The sequence below is a fragment of the Actinomadura rudentiformis genome (assembly GCF_008923185.1).
GTDB classification, from domain to species: Bacteria; Actinomycetota; Actinomycetes; order Streptosporangiales; family Streptosporangiaceae; genus Spirillospora; species Spirillospora rudentiformis.
Window position 1 is genome coordinate 259,241 of record NZ_WBMT01000016.1, and the last position, 15,651, is coordinate 274,891.

General features: G+C 70.2%; 15 protein-coding genes. 3 read left to right on the forward strand and 12 right to left on the reverse strand.

What is annotated here, in order from left to right; genetic code table 11:
* The first annotated feature begins 50 nt into the window (after window positions 1-50).
* On the forward strand, window positions 51-1,652 hold the full coding sequence (locus F8566_RS31595; RefSeq protein ID WP_151565500.1) for a long-chain-fatty-acid--CoA ligase: 1,602 nt from the start codon (window positions 51-53) through the stop codon (window positions 1,650-1,652).
* Between the two features lie 16 nt (window positions 1,653-1,668).
* Here F8566_RS31595 and F8566_RS31600 read toward each other — a convergent pair whose 3' ends face one another.
* The 5 genes from F8566_RS31600 to F8566_RS31620 form a co-directional block, all read right to left on the reverse strand.
* A complete protein-coding gene (locus F8566_RS31600) occupies window positions 1,669-2,556 on the reverse strand; it encodes a LysR family transcriptional regulator (protein WP_151565501.1) in 888 nt (295 codons plus the stop codon).
* 74 nt (window positions 2,557-2,630) lie between these two features.
* A complete protein-coding gene (locus tag F8566_RS31605; protein WP_151565502.1) occupies window positions 2,631-3,395 on the reverse strand; it encodes an SDR family NAD(P)-dependent oxidoreductase in 765 nt (254 codons plus the stop codon).
* 14 nt (window positions 3,396-3,409) lie between these two features.
* Complete coding sequence (locus F8566_RS31610) at window positions 3,410-4,540, reverse strand: thiolase family protein (protein ID WP_151565503.1); 1,131 nt, start codon at window positions 4,538-4,540, stop codon at window positions 3,410-3,412.
* 187 nt (window positions 4,541-4,727) lie between these two features.
* Window positions 4,728-5,273, reverse strand: a complete 546-nt coding sequence (locus tag F8566_RS31615; protein WP_151565504.1) for a dihydrofolate reductase family protein — start codon at window positions 5,271-5,273, stop codon at window positions 4,728-4,730.
* Window positions 5,270-5,860 carry an NADPH-dependent FMN reductase gene (locus F8566_RS31620; protein WP_151565505.1) on the reverse strand — a complete coding sequence of 197 codons (591 nt, stop codon included), beginning with the start codon at window positions 5,858-5,860 and terminating at the stop codon, window positions 5,270-5,272. Before F8566_RS31620 ends, F8566_RS31615 begins: the two co-directional genes overlap by 4 nt.
* A gap of 72 nt (window positions 5,861-5,932) precedes the next feature.
* Here F8566_RS31620 and F8566_RS31625 point away from each other — a divergent pair, with 72 nt between their 5' ends.
* Complete coding sequence (locus F8566_RS31625; protein ID WP_151565506.1) at window positions 5,933-9,034, forward strand: BTAD domain-containing putative transcriptional regulator; 3,102 nt, start codon at window positions 5,933-5,935, stop codon at window positions 9,032-9,034.
* On the opposite strand, the gene F8566_RS31630 is transcribed toward F8566_RS31625, so the two are convergent.
* From F8566_RS31630 to F8566_RS31645, 4 genes are read right to left on the reverse strand one after another with little or no spacing between them, the layout of a single operon-like run.
* A complete protein-coding gene (locus tag F8566_RS31630) occupies window positions 9,027-9,452 on the reverse strand; it encodes a hypothetical protein (RefSeq protein ID WP_151565507.1) in 426 nt (141 codons plus the stop codon). The genes F8566_RS31625 and F8566_RS31630 overlap by 8 nt on opposite strands.
* Before the next feature lie 52 nt (window positions 9,453-9,504).
* Window positions 9,505-10,014 carry a hypothetical protein gene (locus F8566_RS31635; RefSeq protein WP_151565508.1) on the reverse strand — a complete coding sequence of 170 codons (510 nt, stop codon included), beginning with the start codon at window positions 10,012-10,014 and terminating at the stop codon, window positions 9,505-9,507.
* Window positions 10,015-10,056: 42 nt separating this feature from the next.
* Entirely contained in the window at window positions 10,057-11,472 is a 1,416-nt protein-coding gene (locus F8566_RS31640; protein ID WP_151565509.1) for an MFS transporter, read from the reverse strand.
* A 38-nt stretch (window positions 11,473-11,510) separates the two neighbouring features.
* On the reverse strand, window positions 11,511-12,002 hold the full coding sequence (locus F8566_RS31645; protein WP_151565510.1) for a hypothetical protein: 492 nt from the start codon (window positions 12,000-12,002) through the stop codon (window positions 11,511-11,513).
* A 278-nt stretch (window positions 12,003-12,280) separates the two neighbouring features.
* On the opposite strand from F8566_RS31645, the gene F8566_RS31650 reads away from it, so the two are divergent.
* Entirely contained in the window at window positions 12,281-12,910 is a 630-nt protein-coding gene (locus F8566_RS31650; protein ID WP_151565511.1) for a cutinase family protein, read from the forward strand.
* Between the two features lie 77 nt (window positions 12,911-12,987).
* Here F8566_RS31650 and F8566_RS31655 read toward each other — a convergent pair whose 3' ends face one another.
* From F8566_RS31655 to F8566_RS31665, 3 genes are all read right to left on the reverse strand, one after another.
* Window positions 12,988-13,728, reverse strand: coding sequence for an AfsR/SARP family transcriptional regulator (locus F8566_RS31655; protein ID WP_192809948.1), 741 nt, complete (start codon window positions 13,726-13,728; stop codon window positions 12,988-12,990).
* Window positions 13,729-13,913: 185 nt separating this feature from the next.
* Window positions 13,914-15,143 (reverse strand): RNA polymerase sigma factor, encoded by a 1,230-nt coding sequence (locus tag F8566_RS31660; protein WP_151565513.1) that lies wholly within the window; start codon window positions 15,141-15,143, stop codon window positions 13,914-13,916.
* Complete coding sequence (locus F8566_RS31665) at window positions 15,140-15,466, reverse strand: YciI family protein (RefSeq protein ID WP_225993695.1); 327 nt, start codon at window positions 15,464-15,466, stop codon at window positions 15,140-15,142. Before F8566_RS31665 ends, F8566_RS31660 begins: the two co-directional genes overlap by 4 nt.
* Window positions 15,467-15,651: the final 185 nt, after the last annotated feature.

Here is a 15,651-nt window from a genome sequence, read left to right on the forward strand (position 1 = left end):
TCGACTCTCACCAGCGTGGCTTGGTCCGGACACGAACGGAGAACCCCGATATGAACTCTGCGCTCCCGGCGTCCGCGCGCATGACGATCAGCGACCAGCTGGCCCGGCACGCCCGCTCCGTCCCGGACGCCGTGGCGCTGCGCATGGACGGCGCCGAACGCACCTACCGCCGGCTGGACGCGCGGGTCGACCGGCTCGCCAGTGCCTTCCGGGCGCGCGGCGTGGACGAGGGCGACCGCGTCATGGTGATGACGTTCAACAGTCTCGAAATGGTGGAGACCTTCTTCGCCTGCGCCAGGCTGGGCGCCATCTGCGTGCCGATCAACTTCCGTCTGCATGCCCATGAGGTGGCCTACCAGCTGTCCGACAGCGGAGCCGTCCTCGCCGTCGTCGACGCCGCACTGACCGAGACTTTCGCACGGGCATGGAAAGACGCCCCGACGGTGCGCCACTGTCTCGTGCTCGGAGCGGACGACGAGCCCATCGCGGACATGGACCGCATGGACCGCTATGAGGACGCGCTGCGCGACGCCCCCGAGAGCCTGCCCGAAGTGGCGGTCGACCTCTTCGCCCCGGCCTTCATCATGTACACGTCCGGCACGACAGGACGGCCCAAGGGCGCGGTGCTCACGCACTACAACCTCCTCATCCAGACCATGAGCAGGTTCGCCCACTTCGCTCCACCGGTCGACTGCCGGGTCTGGCTGATCAACACCCCGCTCTTCCACATCGGGGGCCTGGCGGCCCTGCTGTCCAGCATCCTGGTCGGAGGCCGGACGGTGATCGCCAAATCGGGCCGCTTCGATCCCGCCGAGACCGTCGACCTGCTGGAACGCGAACGGGTCGGCTACTGCTTTCTCGTCCCGGCCCAATGGCAGGCGGTCTGCGACGTCCCGGACGTCAAGGACCGGGACTGGTCCGCCCTGCGGATCATCTCGTGGGGCGCCGCGCCCGCGACGAAGGACTTGCTGCACACGATGCTCGAGACGTTCCCGGGCGCCAAGCTGCTGAGCGTCTTCGGGCAGACGGAGTCCAGCGCGGTGGCGACCGTGCTCCTCGGCGAGGACGCCCTGCGCAAGATCGGTTCGGTGGGGACTCCGCTGCTGAACGTCGAGGTCCGCATCGTGGACGAGCACATGAACGACGTTCCGCAGGGGGAGGTCGGTGAGATCGTCTATCGCGGACCGTCGATCATGACCGGCTACTGGAACAAGCCCGCCGAGACCGCGGCGGCCTTCGCCGGCGGCTGGTTCCACTCCGGCGATCTCGTCCGGCAGGACGAGGACGGCTACATCTACGTCGTCGACCGCCTGAAGGACATGATCATCTCCGGTGGCGAGAACATCTACTCCGCCGAGGTGGAGGAGGCCCTCGCCGCCCATCCCAAGGTGGCCGAGGTCGCCGTGGTGGGCATGCCGGACGAGCGGTGGGGCGAGACGCCGCTGGCGGTGGTGGTCCCGGCTTCGGAGTCCGATTCGCCGACGCTTGACGAGCTCGACCAGTGGTGCCGGTCGCGGCTGGCGGCGTACAAGGTGCCACGCCGGCTCGCCGTCGTCTCCGAACTGCCGCGCAACGCGAGCGGGAAGGTGCGCAAGCACGAGCTGCGGGAACGCGCCCCTTCCCTCGCACCGAAGCCCGAGCGGAGCGGGTGACCAACGTGGCGCGTGCTCACGGGCAGCCGTTCGCCCGCGCCAGATCGACGAAGGCGCGGCCCGCCGGGGACAGCGCGGCGGAGTCGTACACCAGCCCGTAGGCCCGGCTGATCCGTGGTTCGAGGGACCGCACGACGGCTCCGCGGGCCGCGGCGGCCTCGGCCATCGACCGTTCGAGGAACGTGGCGCCCACCCCGGCGAGGACGAAGGGCAGCCGGGCTTCGCGGTGTTCCACGACGACGGACGGGTGGATGGCCCGGCCCGCGGCGGTGACCGCCTGCTCGATCTCGCCGACCGCCAGGGAACTGCCCTGCGGCACGGTCACGTGCGAGATGTCCGGCAGCTCGGCGAGCGGCAGCGGATCGTCCGGAGGCGCCGCCGATCCGGGCGGAAGGACGAGCCAGTACTCCTGTACGCCGAGCTCGCAGACGTCCAGCCCGGCCTGGTCCGTCGCCGGCAGGTGGCAGACCACGATCTCGCAGTGCCCCTCCTTGATCAGGGAGGCCGCCATCGCCTCGTCACGGAGATCCCCGATCCTGATGGCGGCCTTCGGGAACTCCCTGCGGAAGGCGCCGACCAGGCGCGCCACGGGATCGGCCGACAACGCGGACATGGCGAAGATGTCCAGCCGCCCCCGAGGCCGCCCCGCCGCGTCGACGAGCGAGCCCTCCGCGGCGACGACGTCGCGCAGGATGCGCCGTGCGGGGCCGACGAGGCTGTGCCCGGCCGAGGTGAGCACCATGCCGCGGCCGATGCGGTGGAACAGCTGCACGCCGAGCTCGCGTTCGAGGCCCTGAACGGCCTGCGAGATGGTGGGCTGGGCGACGTCGAGCACGGCCGCCGCGGCGTTGATGCCGTTGTGGTCGACGACCGCGAGAAAGTACTTGATCTGGTGCAGGTCCACGGGGCCGACTGTATCCCCGGCGCCACGTTCGGCAGAGGCCCGGACGGGCCGCCGGGGAGCCCGGTCGCGGGAGGTCAGCGCGGTGCCATGCGGATGGCGCCGTCGAGGCGGATGGTCTCCCCGTTGAGGTAGCCGTTCTCCAGGATCTGGCACGCCAACTGCCCGAACTCGTCCGCCTGCCCAAGCCGGGCGGGGTTGGGGACACTGGCCTCAAGCGCCGTCCGCACGTCATCCCGGAGGCGGGCCAACAGGGGAGTGTCCATCACGCCCGGCGCGATCGTGCACACCCGGATCGACCTGCTGGCCAGGTCACGAGCCGCCGTCAAGGTCATCCCCACGATGCCCGCCTTCGCGGCGGTGTACGGGATCTGCCCGATCTGGCCCTCATACGCAGCCACCGAGGCGGTCAGCACGATGGCGCCGCGTTCGCCGCCGATTTCCTCGTGGCGGGCCATGCGCGCCGCGGCGAGCCGCAGCGCGTTGAACGAGCCGATCAGGTTGAGCTTGATCACCCATTCGAAGTCCTCGACCGAGCCGGGGGCGCCGTCCTTGTCGAGCAGCCGGAGCCTCCGGCCGGCACCCGCGCAGTGCACGAGCCCCCGCAGGTCCCCGAAGTCGTCGGCCGCGTCGAGCGCCGCCGCGAACTGGTCGGCGTCGGTGACGTCCGCCGCAACGAACCGGGCAGCCTCACCAAGCGCCTTGGCTGCCTCCGCACCATCTGAGATGGGCAGATCGATGAGGGTGACCTTGCCGCCTGCCTCGACCACCCGGCGGGCCGTCGCCAGCCCCAGGCCGGAGGCGCCGCCGCTGACGGCGACAGAGAGTCCTTCCAGACGCATGTGCGCGGATCCTTTCAGAGCAATTCGAGGATGGTGGCGTTGGCCATGCCGCCTGCTTCGCACATGGTCTGCAGCCCGTACCGGTGGCCCTGGTCCTTCATGTGGTGCACGAGCCGCGTCATCAGGACGGCCCCGGAACCGCCCAGCGGGTGCCCGACGGCGATCGCCCCGCCCAGGGGATTGAGCCGATCATCGGAGGCGCCGGTCTCCGCCTGCCAGGCCAGCGGCACCGGCGCGAAGGCCTCGTTGACCTCGAACGCGCCGATGTCGTCGATGCGCAGCCCGGACTTCTTGAGCACCTTGGCCGTGGCCTCGATCGGCGCGGTCAGCATGATGACCGGATCGTCGCCGGCCAGCGCGACCGTGTGCACGCGGGCGATCGGCCGCAGCCCACGCGCCCGGGCGATGTCACTGGACGTGATGAGGAGGGCGCCCGCCCCATCGGAGATCTGCGAGGCGTTGCCGGCGGTGATCACACCGTCGTCGCGGAACGCGGTCTTCAACCCGCCGAGCGTCTCCACCGAGGATCCACGGCGAATGCCCTCATCTGCCTTCAGCTCGCCCACCGGGGCGAGCTGCCCGTCGAGCGCACCGGAGTCGACGGCCGCGGCGGCCCTGGCATGCGATCGGGCCGAATACTCGTCGAGCCGGCGCCTGGAGAAGCCCCACCGCTCGGCGACCATCTCGGCCCCGATGCCCTGGTTGAAGCCGGATACGCCATAGCGTTCCAGCACCTCATCCGGATACGGCCGGCCGTCCCGCCCGGCCGAGCCCATGGGCACGCGGCTCATCGACTCGACACCACCGGCGATCACGAAGTCGTAGTGCCCGGCGATGACACCCGCCGCCGCGAAATGGACCGCCTGCTGGCTGGAGCCGCACCGCCGGTCGACCGCCGTGCTGGGCACCGACTCGGGCCACCCCGCCGCCAGCACGGCGATCCGGCCGATGTTGCCCGACTGGTCGCCGACCTGGCTGACACACCCCCACACGACATCGTCGATCTCGGCCGGCTCGACCCCGGCACGTTCGGCGAGCGCCTTCAGAACATGTGCCGAGAGATTCGCGGGGTGAACGCCCGCCAAGGCTCCGTTGCGTTTTCCGACGGGCGTACGAACCGCGTCGACGATGACCGCGTCCCTCACGATTCTCCTTAGACAGGCCTGCCAAAGCCCTTTGAACCAATCACACGCCGCCGCCCCGAGACCAAGTCCTGATTGCGATCAGAGCCATCACCCAGACCTATGTACGCCCTGCTGCCCGACCTGGCCTCCGGCACCATCCGCGACCTGCGCGATCCGGACGGTGCCGGAGATGACGACGAGATATGACCTACTGCTCGGGCTGGTAGACCAGGATGACCAGGCCGGAGCTGAACGTCTTGCTCTCCAGCAGCTTCAGCTTCGCCTTCGACTCACGCCTGAACAGCGGCTCACCCTCACCGATGATGAGGGGGTGCACCCACAGGTGGTACTCGTCGAGCAGCCCGGCTTGCGACAACGCGTCAGTCAGCTGCCCGTTGCCGTAGATGATGATGTCGCGGCCCGGCTGCTGCTTGAGCTTGGTGACCTCCTCGACGAGGTTCTCGCCCCTGATGATGGTGGAGGTGCCCCAGTTGTCGGCCTTCTCCAGGGTGTCGCTGACCACGTAATGGTGCATGCCGTTGATCCGGTCGGAGAACTCGTCGCTGGGCCTGGTCGGCCAGACCGACGCGAACCCCTCGTAGGTGACCCGTCCCGCCAGCAGGGCGTCCGACCTGCGCATCAGGTCCAGGGCGTACTGGCTGGCATCGTCCGTCCGGTAGTCGAACGACCAGTTCTGCGGCTCGTCGATGTAGCCGTCGAGCGTGGTGTAGGTCGAAGCGATGACTTTCCTCATTGTTCTCTCCACTGGTAGTCGTTTCTGGCGTCCCGCAGCGTGCGGGCCCACCATGACAGCTGGTCAAGCGTGATTCCGGCCGCCGCATGGCAGCTCGCGCCCCGTTTGGGCCAGGAGCCGTCGGCGTCGAAGAGATCCCAGTAGCAGGGCAGGCTGACCGCCTCGGTGACGGCCACCGCCCGCAGCACAGCGAAGACCTCGCGGAGCTGGGCGACCGCGTGCAGGCCGCCCGACTCTCTGCCGTACGACACGAAGGCGACCGGTTTGGCCTGCCACTCCGCGTAGTACCAGTCGATGGCGGTCTTGAGCGGTGCGGGGAAGCTGTGGTTGTACTCGGGGGTCACCACCACGAAGCCGTCCGCCGCGGCCAGCCGCGGAGCCAGCTCCCGCACCTCGGCGGGCAGTTCCTCGTCCTCGTCGGTGAGGACCTCGGGCAGCCGCGCCTCGGCCAGATCGACGACGTCGACCTCCAGCTCCCTTCGCCTGCGGGCCTGGGCGGCGAACCACTCGGCCACCGTCGGGCCGAACCTGCCGCTTCTGGTGCTACCGATGATCACCGCCACCCGCAGCCGTTCGTTGCTTGCCATGTGACTACTGTGCTGGGCGGCCCTTACCGTTTCCTTCCACCGCACTTACCGCCCCGGCATAAGGTGGCGGTCATGCGGTTTGGGGTGCTTGGCCCGCTGATGGTGTGGGACGCGGATGGGGTGCCCGTCACGGTCCGCGGGCTGAAGGTCCGTGCGCTCCTGGCCGACCTGCTTCTGCACGAGGGCCGCCCGGTGTCGGCCGACCGGCTGGTCGACGACCTGTGGGGAGACGACGCACCCGCCAATCCATCGGCCACGCTGCAGGTCAGGGTCTCGCAGCTGCGCAAGGCGCTGGGCGATCGGAACCTGGTGGCGCACCGGCCCGCGGGCTATCTGCTGCAGGTGGAGACGGACGCCGTGGACGCGCGCCGGTTCACCGAGCTCACCAAGCAGGCCGAAGCGGCGAAAGACCCGGGAACGCGGGCCGCGCTGCTGGCCGACGCGCTGGCCCTGTGGCGGGGCCCGGCGTTCGCCGATTTCGCCGACGAGGAGTTCACCAGGGCGGCGGTCGCCCGGCTGGAAGAGCAGCACCTGACCGCCGTGGAAGCGCACGCCGAGGCCCGGTTGCAGCTGGGAGAACACGCCCTGCTCGCCGGGGAGCTGGCCGACCTGGTGGCGCGCCATCCGCTGCGTGAGCGGCTGCGTGCCGTACACCTGAAGGCCCTGTATCGGGCCGGACGGCAGAGCGAGGCGCTGGACAGCTACGCCGACCTGCGCGAACGGCTCGGCGAGGAGCTCGGCCTGGACCCCAGCCCCGAGCTGGCCGAGTTGCAGCGGGCCATCCTCGCCCAGGACGCTGACCTCGCTCCAGCGGTACGGCACGCCACCAACCTGCCCGCTCCGCTCACCGAGCTGATCGGACGGGAGGAGTCAGTGGCCGCGGTATCCGCACAGCTCGGGACGAACCGGCTGGTGACGCTCTGCGGGTCCGGCGGGGTGGGCAAGACGCGGCTGGCCGTGGAGACGGCGGGCCGGCTGGTCTCCGCCCACGGCGACGGTGTCTGGCTGGTCGAGCTGGCCTCCATGCCCCGGTCCGGCGAGGTGGCCGAGCTCGTGATGGCGGTCATGGAGATCCGCGACCCGGGCGGCGAGCCGCTCCCGGCACGCGACCGGCTGGCGCGTGCGCTGCGCAACCGGCGGGTGCTGCTGGTGCTGGACAACTGCGAGCACGTCGTGGAACAGGTGGCGGACCTGGCGGAGGCGCTGCTGCGGGCCGCACCAGAACTCCGGATCCTCGCGACGAGCCGGGAGCCGCTGGCGCTGCCTGGAGAGGTGGTGTGGACCGTGCCGCCGCTGGAGCACGACAGCGCGGTCCGGCTGTTCGCGGCCAGGGCGGCTGCCGCGCAGAGCGATTTCCGGCTCGACGACTCGACCGCCCCCGCCGTCTCGTTGCTGTGCAAGCGGCTGGACGGGATCCCGCTGGCGCTGGAGCTGGCCGCCACCAGGGTGCGGGCGCTGGGCGTGGACGGCCTGGTGGACCGGCTGGACGACCGCTTCAGGCTGCTGGCGACCGGGCATCGGGGTGCGCCTCCCCGCCAGAAGACGCTGACCGCCATGATCGACTGGAGCTGGGAGCTGCTGACCGAGCAGGAGCGGCTCGTGCTGCGCCGCCTGGCCGTACACGCCGACGGGTGCGTCCTGGAGGCGGCCGAGGCCGTGTGCCCCGGCGATGGCGTGACCGCCGATGACGTCCTCGACCTGCTCGCCCGCCTCGTCGACCGGTCGCTGGTGGCAAGGGCGGGGAACCGCTTCCGCCTGCTGGAGTCGGTCGCCGCCTACTGCGTGGAACGCATGCGAGAGGCGGGCGACCTGAATGAGGTACGGCACCGCCACCATGCTCATTACACCGATCTCGCTGAACGAGCCGTCCCCCACCTCCACGGCCCCGACCAGCGCCAGTGGCTTGGCCTGCTCGACGCGGAGGCCGCGAACCTCCGCGCCGTCGTGGACGGCGCTCACCCGGAGCTGGCCCTCCGTCTCGCCAATGCCCTCACCTGGTACTGGTACCTCCGCGGCCGCCTGACCGAAGCCAGGCGCTCACTCGAAACCGCCCTCACCGCAGCGGGTGGCGGGGACGCGAAAAAGGTAACGGGGTCCGTGGCGATGGCGTGGCTTGTGGGCATCTCCGTTCTGAACGGTGGGAGTGCCGAGTGGGCCGCACGCCGGGAGCAGGCAGCCGAGGTGTTCGCCGGAGAGCTGGGCGAGCGGGCCAGGGCCGCGTGGTTCCTGGCCTTCGCGCTGGTGAACCTGGGCGAGATGGAAGCCGCTGAAGACCTGCTCGACAGGGCTCTGGAGGCCCTGCGCGCCACGGGCGACCGGTGGGGCGAGGCTGCGGCGCTGAGCACTCGCGCCCAGTTCGCGCACGTACGTGGCGACCTGACCGTACTCGAGCGGGCAGCGACCAGAAGCGCGGAGCTGTTCACCGAGCTCGGCGACCGATGGGGTCAACTGCAGGCCTCGGGCTGGCTGGGCGGCCTGGCAGAACTGACCGGCGACAACGACCGCGCCGCCAGGCTGCACGAGGCAGGTGTGCACATGGCGGAGGAGCTGGGCCTGTGGCCGGAGGTCAGCGGTCAACTCGCCTGGCTCGGCTGGACCCATGTGCAACTGGGCGACTACGCGAAGGCCTGGAAGCTGTGCGAGCGCGCTCTCCGCCTCGCCACGGAGCAGGACCACGCGGGCGGCGAGATCCTCGCAGAGATCGTCCTCGGCTACGCCGCCCGCAGGCAGGGCGAGCTCGATCTCGCCGAGGAACACCTCGGCAACCTGGTACGGCGGGCGAAGTCAGGAGGTGGCGCCGAGCCCCTGTACCTCTCGATGGTCCTGGTCGAACTGGGCTTCACCGCCGAGGAACGCGGCGACGCCGAGGCCGCCCGCGCCCTGCACCTGGAGGCGTACAGCGCGGCACGCAAGCTCGACGCCCCGCGCAGCGCGGTCGCCGCCGCGGAGGGCCTGGCCGGGGCCATGGCCCTCGCGGGCGCCCACGCCCACGCCGCCCGGCTCCTCGGTGCGGCGGCTGCGTCCCGAGAGGCCACCGCCCTCCCGCAGTCCCCAGCGGAACGTGCCGACGCCGACAGAATCGCCGCGACCTGCCGCCAGATCCTGGGCGAAGAGATCTTCACCACTGAATACACCGCCGGCCGCCACCAGACCCTGGCCGAGACGATCACATGAACACGTCGTGGATGACCTTTGTCGGGATCTCGGACTTGGGCTTGCCTGGCCAGGGCGGCGCGTTCAAGCGCGGGTAGGCGGCGCCGTTGGCGCCCACGAGGGCCCGATGACCCAAGGGCTTCTTCAGGTCCACCCGGAAACTGCGGCTCACGAGGAGCGCGATGCAGTTCCCCTTCTTCGTGGTCACGCGGAGGGCGACCCTGACCCGGGGAGCCGTCTCGGAGACCCGGATCTCGGCGGACTGATCACAGGCGCCACCGGGCGCCATCAGCTCGATGTGGCGCTGGTCCGCGCTGACCCACGCTCGCGCGCCGTCATTCCCCTCTTCGGCTGCGTTGACCTCTTTCGTGGAGCTGTCATCGGACAAGCCGCAGGACGCCGTCAGGAGGACGGCGAGGACAAGAAGCGTCTTCTTCAAGGCCACCCCCCACTACCGCTGCCGGCCGCCGTAGGTGAGATGGACCATACAACTACTGACCTGCTTGCGTGGGCGGGTCGGTTTCCGAGGGCTTTTGGGCCGGGTCGGCGGCGGTAAGGGTGAGGGCCGTCTCGTACTGGTGGCGGGAGAAGACGAACGGCCCGAGCGTCGCCGACAGGTCCCAGTCCCTGTGGTTGTTGCGGAACCCCGACCAGCGGACCTCCGTGTCCGTGAGCTCGATCCTGGCCAGCAGCGCCCAGCACTCCGCGATGCCGCAGGTGCATCCGAGCAGCATGGTCTCGCCGTCGTCCTGGTTGTAGGCGACCTCGACGGGCTCGCCCAGGTAGTGCCGGGTCGGCCAGCCTGTCCAGCGCCCGAGAAATTCGCTGTAGTCGCCCGCGAGCAATGGAGCCGCCTCGGGTGCGAACTCCTCAGCGCGTTCGAGCTGCTCGTACCGCGCGTACGGAAGCTCAGCCTCGCGGACGAGGTCGAGGAGCAGGACGCCGTCTATGAGGACCTCGACCAGCCCGTGACCGGGCACCCGGAACTCGATCTCGTGCATTCGGTCTGTGTACGGCATCGACGGCGAAGCGTCCACACGATTTCAGTCCCGCGGCCCATAGGGGAGGAGCGCGATCACCAGTGCGCCGATCACTGCGACGGCGGCGCCCGCGAGGTAGGCGGCGTGGTAGCCGTCGAGCACGCCGGCGGCGTTCGCGGTGGTGTCGGCCGCCTGGGAGACGGTCACCAGTGCCGCGACGCCGAGGCTGCCGCCGAGTTGCTGCGCGGTGACGTTCAGCGCGCCCGCGACGCCGTGCCGTTCCAGAGGGACATCGGTGAGCGATGCCGCCGTGAGCGCGGCGAAGGCCAGGCCCTGACCCACGCTCATGACGGCGATGCCGGGGAGGACGTGCGGCAGGTAGGCGCCCTCGACCGGGGTACGCGTCCAGAGGGCACCGACGCCCGCGGCGATGAGGAGCAGCCCGCTGACGATCAGCGGGCGCTGCCCGACCCGGGTCAGAACGCGGCCGGCGACGTTGGCGGAGACCATGACGATGAGCCCCATCGGCACGATCGCCAGGCCGGACTCCAGCGGCGAGTATCCCAGCATCCCCTGCATGTAGAGGGGGGCGAAGAACAGGAGGCCGAGCACGGGCGTGAAGAACGTCACCGCGGCCAGCGTCGCTGCCCGCACCGGCGCGGAACGGAAGATCGTCCACGGCAGCAGCGGCTCGGAGGCGCGCTGCTCCCAGAGCGCGAATCCGCCGAGCAGCACAATGGCGGCGGCCAGCGGAGCCCAGGTTCGCACGTCATTCCACCCATTGGTGGAGGCGTTGCCGACGCCGTAGACCGCCGACACCAGGCCGAGGGTGGCGAGGACGGCGCCCTGCAGATCCATACCTTGCGCGAGCGAGGTGCCGCGCGGAAGCACGCCGTGCACCATCAGCAGGACGCCGAGGGACGTCGCCGTGAGCACGGCGAACACCGAGCGCCATCCGAAGGCGTCGGTCAGGACGCCTCCCAGCACGAGGCCGCCGCTGAAGCTGGAAGCCCCGACAGAGGTGTAGACGGCCAGGGCGCGGTTGCGGAGGGGGCCTTCAGGAAACAGCTGGGTCACCAGGGCGAGCGAGGCGGGTCCGGACAGGGCGGCTCCGAGGCCCTGCCCAGCCCGGGCGACGACGAGCACCTCGGCGCTCGGAGCCACTGCGGCGGCGGCCGCGCAGGCGGTGAAGATGCCCATGCCGAGTGCGAAGACGAACCGCCGGCCCAGGACGTCCGCCGCCCTGCCGCCGAAGAGCAGGAACCCCGCGAAGGTGGCCGCGTACAGAGTGATCGTCCATTGCAGCAGAGCGTCGTCCATGGCGAACCGCTGTCCGATCACCGGCAGTGCGGAGTTCACGACGGCGACGCTGCCGGTGTCGATGGCGAGACCCGCCGCCAGGACGACAAGGGCCAGCCAGGTGCGCCGGGTGACGGCGCCGGGCGGCCCTTCCCGGCGAAGGGCGAGGTTCGTGGTCACGTGCGCTCCTACCTGAAGGCGGGGGAGAGGGCCGGCGATCAGTGGTAGCGGCCGATGACATCGCGGATCAGGCCGTCGCGGATCAGGTAGGCGTACGAGAAGCTCTCGCTGCCGCCGTGCCCGGTCGAGAAGTCGTAGTCCACGACGTGACGTCCGGCCTCCCAGCGCTTGCCGGAGACCTTGTAGCGACCGCCGACCCGCAGCACCTCCGGGATGAGGAAGTCGTTCATGATCGACTTGCGCGACGGGTAGATGCGGCCGACGCTGTCGAACCTGGCGTTCTCGGCGAACGTGGCCGCGACACCCGCTTCGTCCCCGGCGTTGGCCGCCGTGACGAAGCGCTGCGCGACCCGTTCCGCACCTGCCTGGTCGGCTGGCCGGCCGCCCTTCTCCGGCGTCGACGGACTCGCACCCGAGCCGGCGGGCGGCCGGGACGGGCCGGGGTCGCCGGCGGCCGCCTCCGTGCCCGAGCAGCCGGACGCCACGGTCAGCGCCATCACCGCAAGGCCGATCCCTCGGCGCAATCGCATGGGCGTACTCCTGTCGGATAGATCAAGGTGATCGGGGACGTGGACGTCCCTCTTGATCAAGGAGAGCGCGGATCCGCCGGCTGAGTCCAAGACCTAGGCCCATGCAATGAACGCATAGCCCGGATTGACGTGCGCCGATCCGGTTGTCAGCCGCCTGATAGGGCTCGGTGCCCGTTTTGTCGCGCCCATTGATGGCCTGGCTGCCGGGCGTGACTACCTTGACGCTTCCGCACGGCTGAACGCCCCGTCGGCCGTCCAGGGAAGAGAGGTATCCCCCCATGCCTGTCGCCCGTACCAAGCGTACGTTCGGCATCGTGCTGGCCGCGCTGGCCACGTCCGCCGGCCTCGTCTCGGCCGCCGGACAAGCGTCCGCCGGCGCCGCGGCGTGCACCGACATCGAGTTCGTGGTCGCCCGCGGCACCTTCGAGCCGGGCACGCTCGGCGTCATCGTCGGCGACCCCGTCAACACCGCGCTGAGGTCCACGCTCACCGGCAGGACCGTGAGCGCCTACCCCGTGAACTACCCCGCCAACCTCGACGCCGACTCGCCCGTCAAGGGCAACACCGACATGGTCAACCATGTCACCAGCCAAGCCGCCGCCTGCCCGGGCCAGCGTTTCGTCCTGGCCGGCTACTCGCAGGGCGCCGCGGTCCTCAACCGTTCGATCGGCATCGGCACGGGTAGCGTCGCCACCATCCCCGCGTCGCTGCAGTCGAGAGTCGCGGCCGTCCTGTTCTTCGGCAACCCCCAGCGCGGGCAGGGCACGAGCGGCCCGTACGGCAGCAAAATCAAGGACTTCTGCCAGGAAGGCGATCCCGTCTGCAGCAACGGCAACAGCTTCCTGGCGCACCTGCTCTACTTCCGCAACGCCCAAGAAGCCGCCGACTACGTCAAGAGCAAGCTTTGACAGCCAGGCCCCATGACTGAGCGGCCCGTCCGATTCTTCAGGGCGGGCCAGCTCCAGATTGCGCGGCCACTGCGCGTTCACGGTGTTCGGGCTCGAAGCAGAGAGGCGTGGATACGACGCAGTTCTGCCGAGGGGTCGATCCCCAACTCGTCGGCGAGACTGCGGCGCAGCCGTTCATAACTGGCCAGCGCCTCGGCCGGACGGCCGCAGCGACCGAGCGCGACGAGCAGACGCTCCCACAACGATTCGCGCAGTGGATGGTGTGAGGTGAGCCGCATCAGTTCCGCGATCAGCTCATGGTGACGCCCCTCGGCCAGGTCCAGGTCGATCCGCCGCTCGATCGCGCCGAGGTACGACTCGATCAGGTAGGCCGACTCCGCAGTGCGCAGCCAGTCCGAATCGATGCTCTCGAACGGCGGGCCTCGCCACAGCGCCAGCGCCTCCACGACCAGGCGGCGTTCCTCGGCCGCGTCCCGGGCGCGGCCCGCTTCGGCCAGCAACCGGCGAAACCGCAGCACATCGATCCGGTCCGGCTCGACATCCAGCCGATAACCCCCGGGCATCGTGGAGACCATGTGCGAGCCCAGCGCGCGGCGGAGCCGGGTGACCAGTGTCTGAACGCTGCGCCGGACGTTGACCGGCAGGTCCTCTCCCCACAGGGCCGACGCCAGCCGCTGCACCGGCACGGTGTCGCTCGCCGAGACTGCCAGCAGGGCCAGTAATGTGCGCACGCGGCCGCCGGCGAGACGAACCGACACCCCGTCCCGGCGCACCTCCAGCGGGCCCAGCAGGGCAACAGTGATTCCTCGCTCGTTCACGCGCTCACACTCAGCCACCGGTACGCCCTGTGGCGTCCATCCGGTGGCGACATGAGCAGTACGCCGTTCGACGCAACGCGGCCATTGGACCTGATGTGCGGGGAGTACCTCAGGCGTCCACGGGTGCCATTTGCGGCGCAAGGCCCGGCAAGGTCATGTCGGTGGGGCACATGACAACGGATCTTTCATCCACGATCGGCGCGGTCGAGCAGCGCGCGGCGTTCGGGTTCGCTGTGGGCCAGGGCTGCGGCCTGCCGGAACAACACGGCAGCCCGATCATGCTCACCCTGGCGGGCGGTGAGATCGGCTTGTACGGCCAAGGCATGGGGATGGTCGGCAAGGGAGCCGCCGGCGCGGGCCTGAGCGAGCAGCGCCAGTCCCGCGGAGGGTCCGTGCGCGTAGCCGTGCGCCACGGCGCGATTCAGCTGGACGACGGGCGTGGGTTGCAGCCGGGCCAGCTCGTCATAACACCGCGCGATCGTCCGCCAGTCGGTGGCGTCGGCGGACGCGGCAGTGGCATGGCAGGCTGCGATGCGGGCCTGCAACGCGTATGGGCCGTTCCGCCCTGTCGCGGCAAGCAGGTCGAGGGCCTCAGCGATCGCGGCGTGGTCCCAGCGGGACCGGTCCTGCCTGTCCAGGGAGAGCAGATTGCCCTCGGCGTCCTGGCGTGCGTCGCGGCGAGAGTGCTGGAACAAGAAGAGCGCCAGCAGCCCGGACACTTCATTCTGTTCCGGCATGAGCTGCTTGAGCAGCCGTGCAAGGCGGATCGCCTCCTCGGCGAACGCGGGCCGCCCGTCGGCGTTGTAGCCGCGAGTGAACAGCAGATACAGCACAGCCAGGACGCCGGGGAGCCGCTCGGCGAGAGCCGGCCCGCTGGGCACGCGGTACGGGATGCCCGCGTCAGCGATCTTCGACTTGGCGCGGGTCAGCCGGCGGGTCATGGTCGACTCGCTGACCAGGAGGACACGGGCGATGTCGGCGGCCGGCACGCCGCAGATCGTCCGCAGGGTCAGCGCCACGCGCGCCTCGAGCGTGAGCGCGGGATGGCAGCACGTGAAGATGAGCCGCAGCCGGTCGTCCACGACCTCCTCCTGTACGGGCTGTGCGCTTGCGGGATCCGGATCGGTGAGCGCGAGCACTGCCAGCTCACGCAGCTTGCGGCGTTCCACCGACGCGCGCCGCAACACGTCGATCGCCCGGTTGCGGGCCACCGTCATGAGCCAGCCGCCCGGGTTCGCGGGCACGCCCTGCTCGGGCCACCGCTGCAAGGCGAGGGCCAGTGCCTCCTGGGCGCAGTCCTCAGCCAGCGTCCACTCGCCCGTGACGCGGATCAGGGCCGCGACGATGCGGGGGTAGGCGTCCGAGCACGCGGCTGCGGCGGCCGAAGCCGCCGCAGCCGGTCGCCTGTCCGTCACCGCTCGAGCTCGGCGAACGGGCGGAGCTCCAGCCGTCCTTCCCGGGCCATGGGGTGAGCGCGGGCGACCTCGATCGCCTCATCCAGGTCGGCGCATTCGAGCAGGTCGAAGCCCACGATCACCTCCTGGGTCTCCGCGAACGGACCGTCGCTGAGCAGCAGCTGCCCCTGACGGACCCGGACGGTGGTGGCCGCGGACTCCGGCGCCAGCGCGCTGCCCTGCAGGCGCCGGCCACTCGCGTCGTTCTCCGAGACCCACACGTCGATGTCAGGCCGGTTCTCCGGATCCGGATCCGGCTCGGCGTCGGTGCAGACGAACATCATGTACTTCAACTCTGCGCTCCTTGGTGTGACGTGATCGCACCTTAGTGACGAACGCCCCCCGCGCTTCCGGACACACCCACACCCGAAATTTCCCCCAACAATCATGATGGGTGCGTCTGACGTCCTTCCGCTGTCAGATGCTGCGACCATCACATATAGCCCAGAGCGCTTCGGTGTCTGGGGGA

Excerpts from the sequence above, each read along its gene's own strand:
- F8566_RS31650 (WP_151565511.1), top strand. The coding sequence starts at position 12,281 with ATGCCTGTCGCCCGTACCAAGCGTACGTTCGGCATCGTGCTGGCCGCG.
- F8566_RS31620 (WP_151565505.1), bottom strand. The coding sequence starts at position 5,860 with ATGGCAAGCAACGAACGGCTGCGGGTGGCGGTGATCATCGGTAGCACC.
- F8566_RS31595 (WP_151565500.1), top strand. The coding sequence starts at position 51 with ATGAACTCTGCGCTCCCGGCGTCCGCGCGCATGACGATCAGCGACCAG.
- F8566_RS31625 (WP_151565506.1), top strand. The coding sequence starts at position 5,933 with ATGCGGTTTGGGGTGCTTGGCCCGCTGATGGTGTGGGACGCGGATGGG.
- F8566_RS31605 (WP_151565502.1), bottom strand. The coding sequence starts at position 3,395 with ATGCGTCTGGAAGGACTCTCTGTCGCCGTCAGCGGCGGCGCCTCCGGC.
- F8566_RS31665 (WP_225993695.1), bottom strand. The coding sequence starts at position 15,466 with ATGATGTTCGTCTGCACCGACGCCGAGCCGGATCCGGATCCGGAGAAC.
- F8566_RS31645 (WP_151565510.1), bottom strand. The coding sequence starts at position 12,002 with ATGCGATTGCGCCGAGGGATCGGCCTTGCGGTGATGGCGCTGACCGTG.
- F8566_RS31615 (WP_151565504.1), bottom strand. The coding sequence starts at position 5,273 with ATGAGGAAAGTCATCGCTTCGACCTACACCACGCTCGACGGCTACATC.
- F8566_RS31635 (WP_151565508.1), bottom strand. The coding sequence starts at position 10,014 with ATGCACGAGATCGAGTTCCGGGTGCCCGGTCACGGGCTGGTCGAGGTC.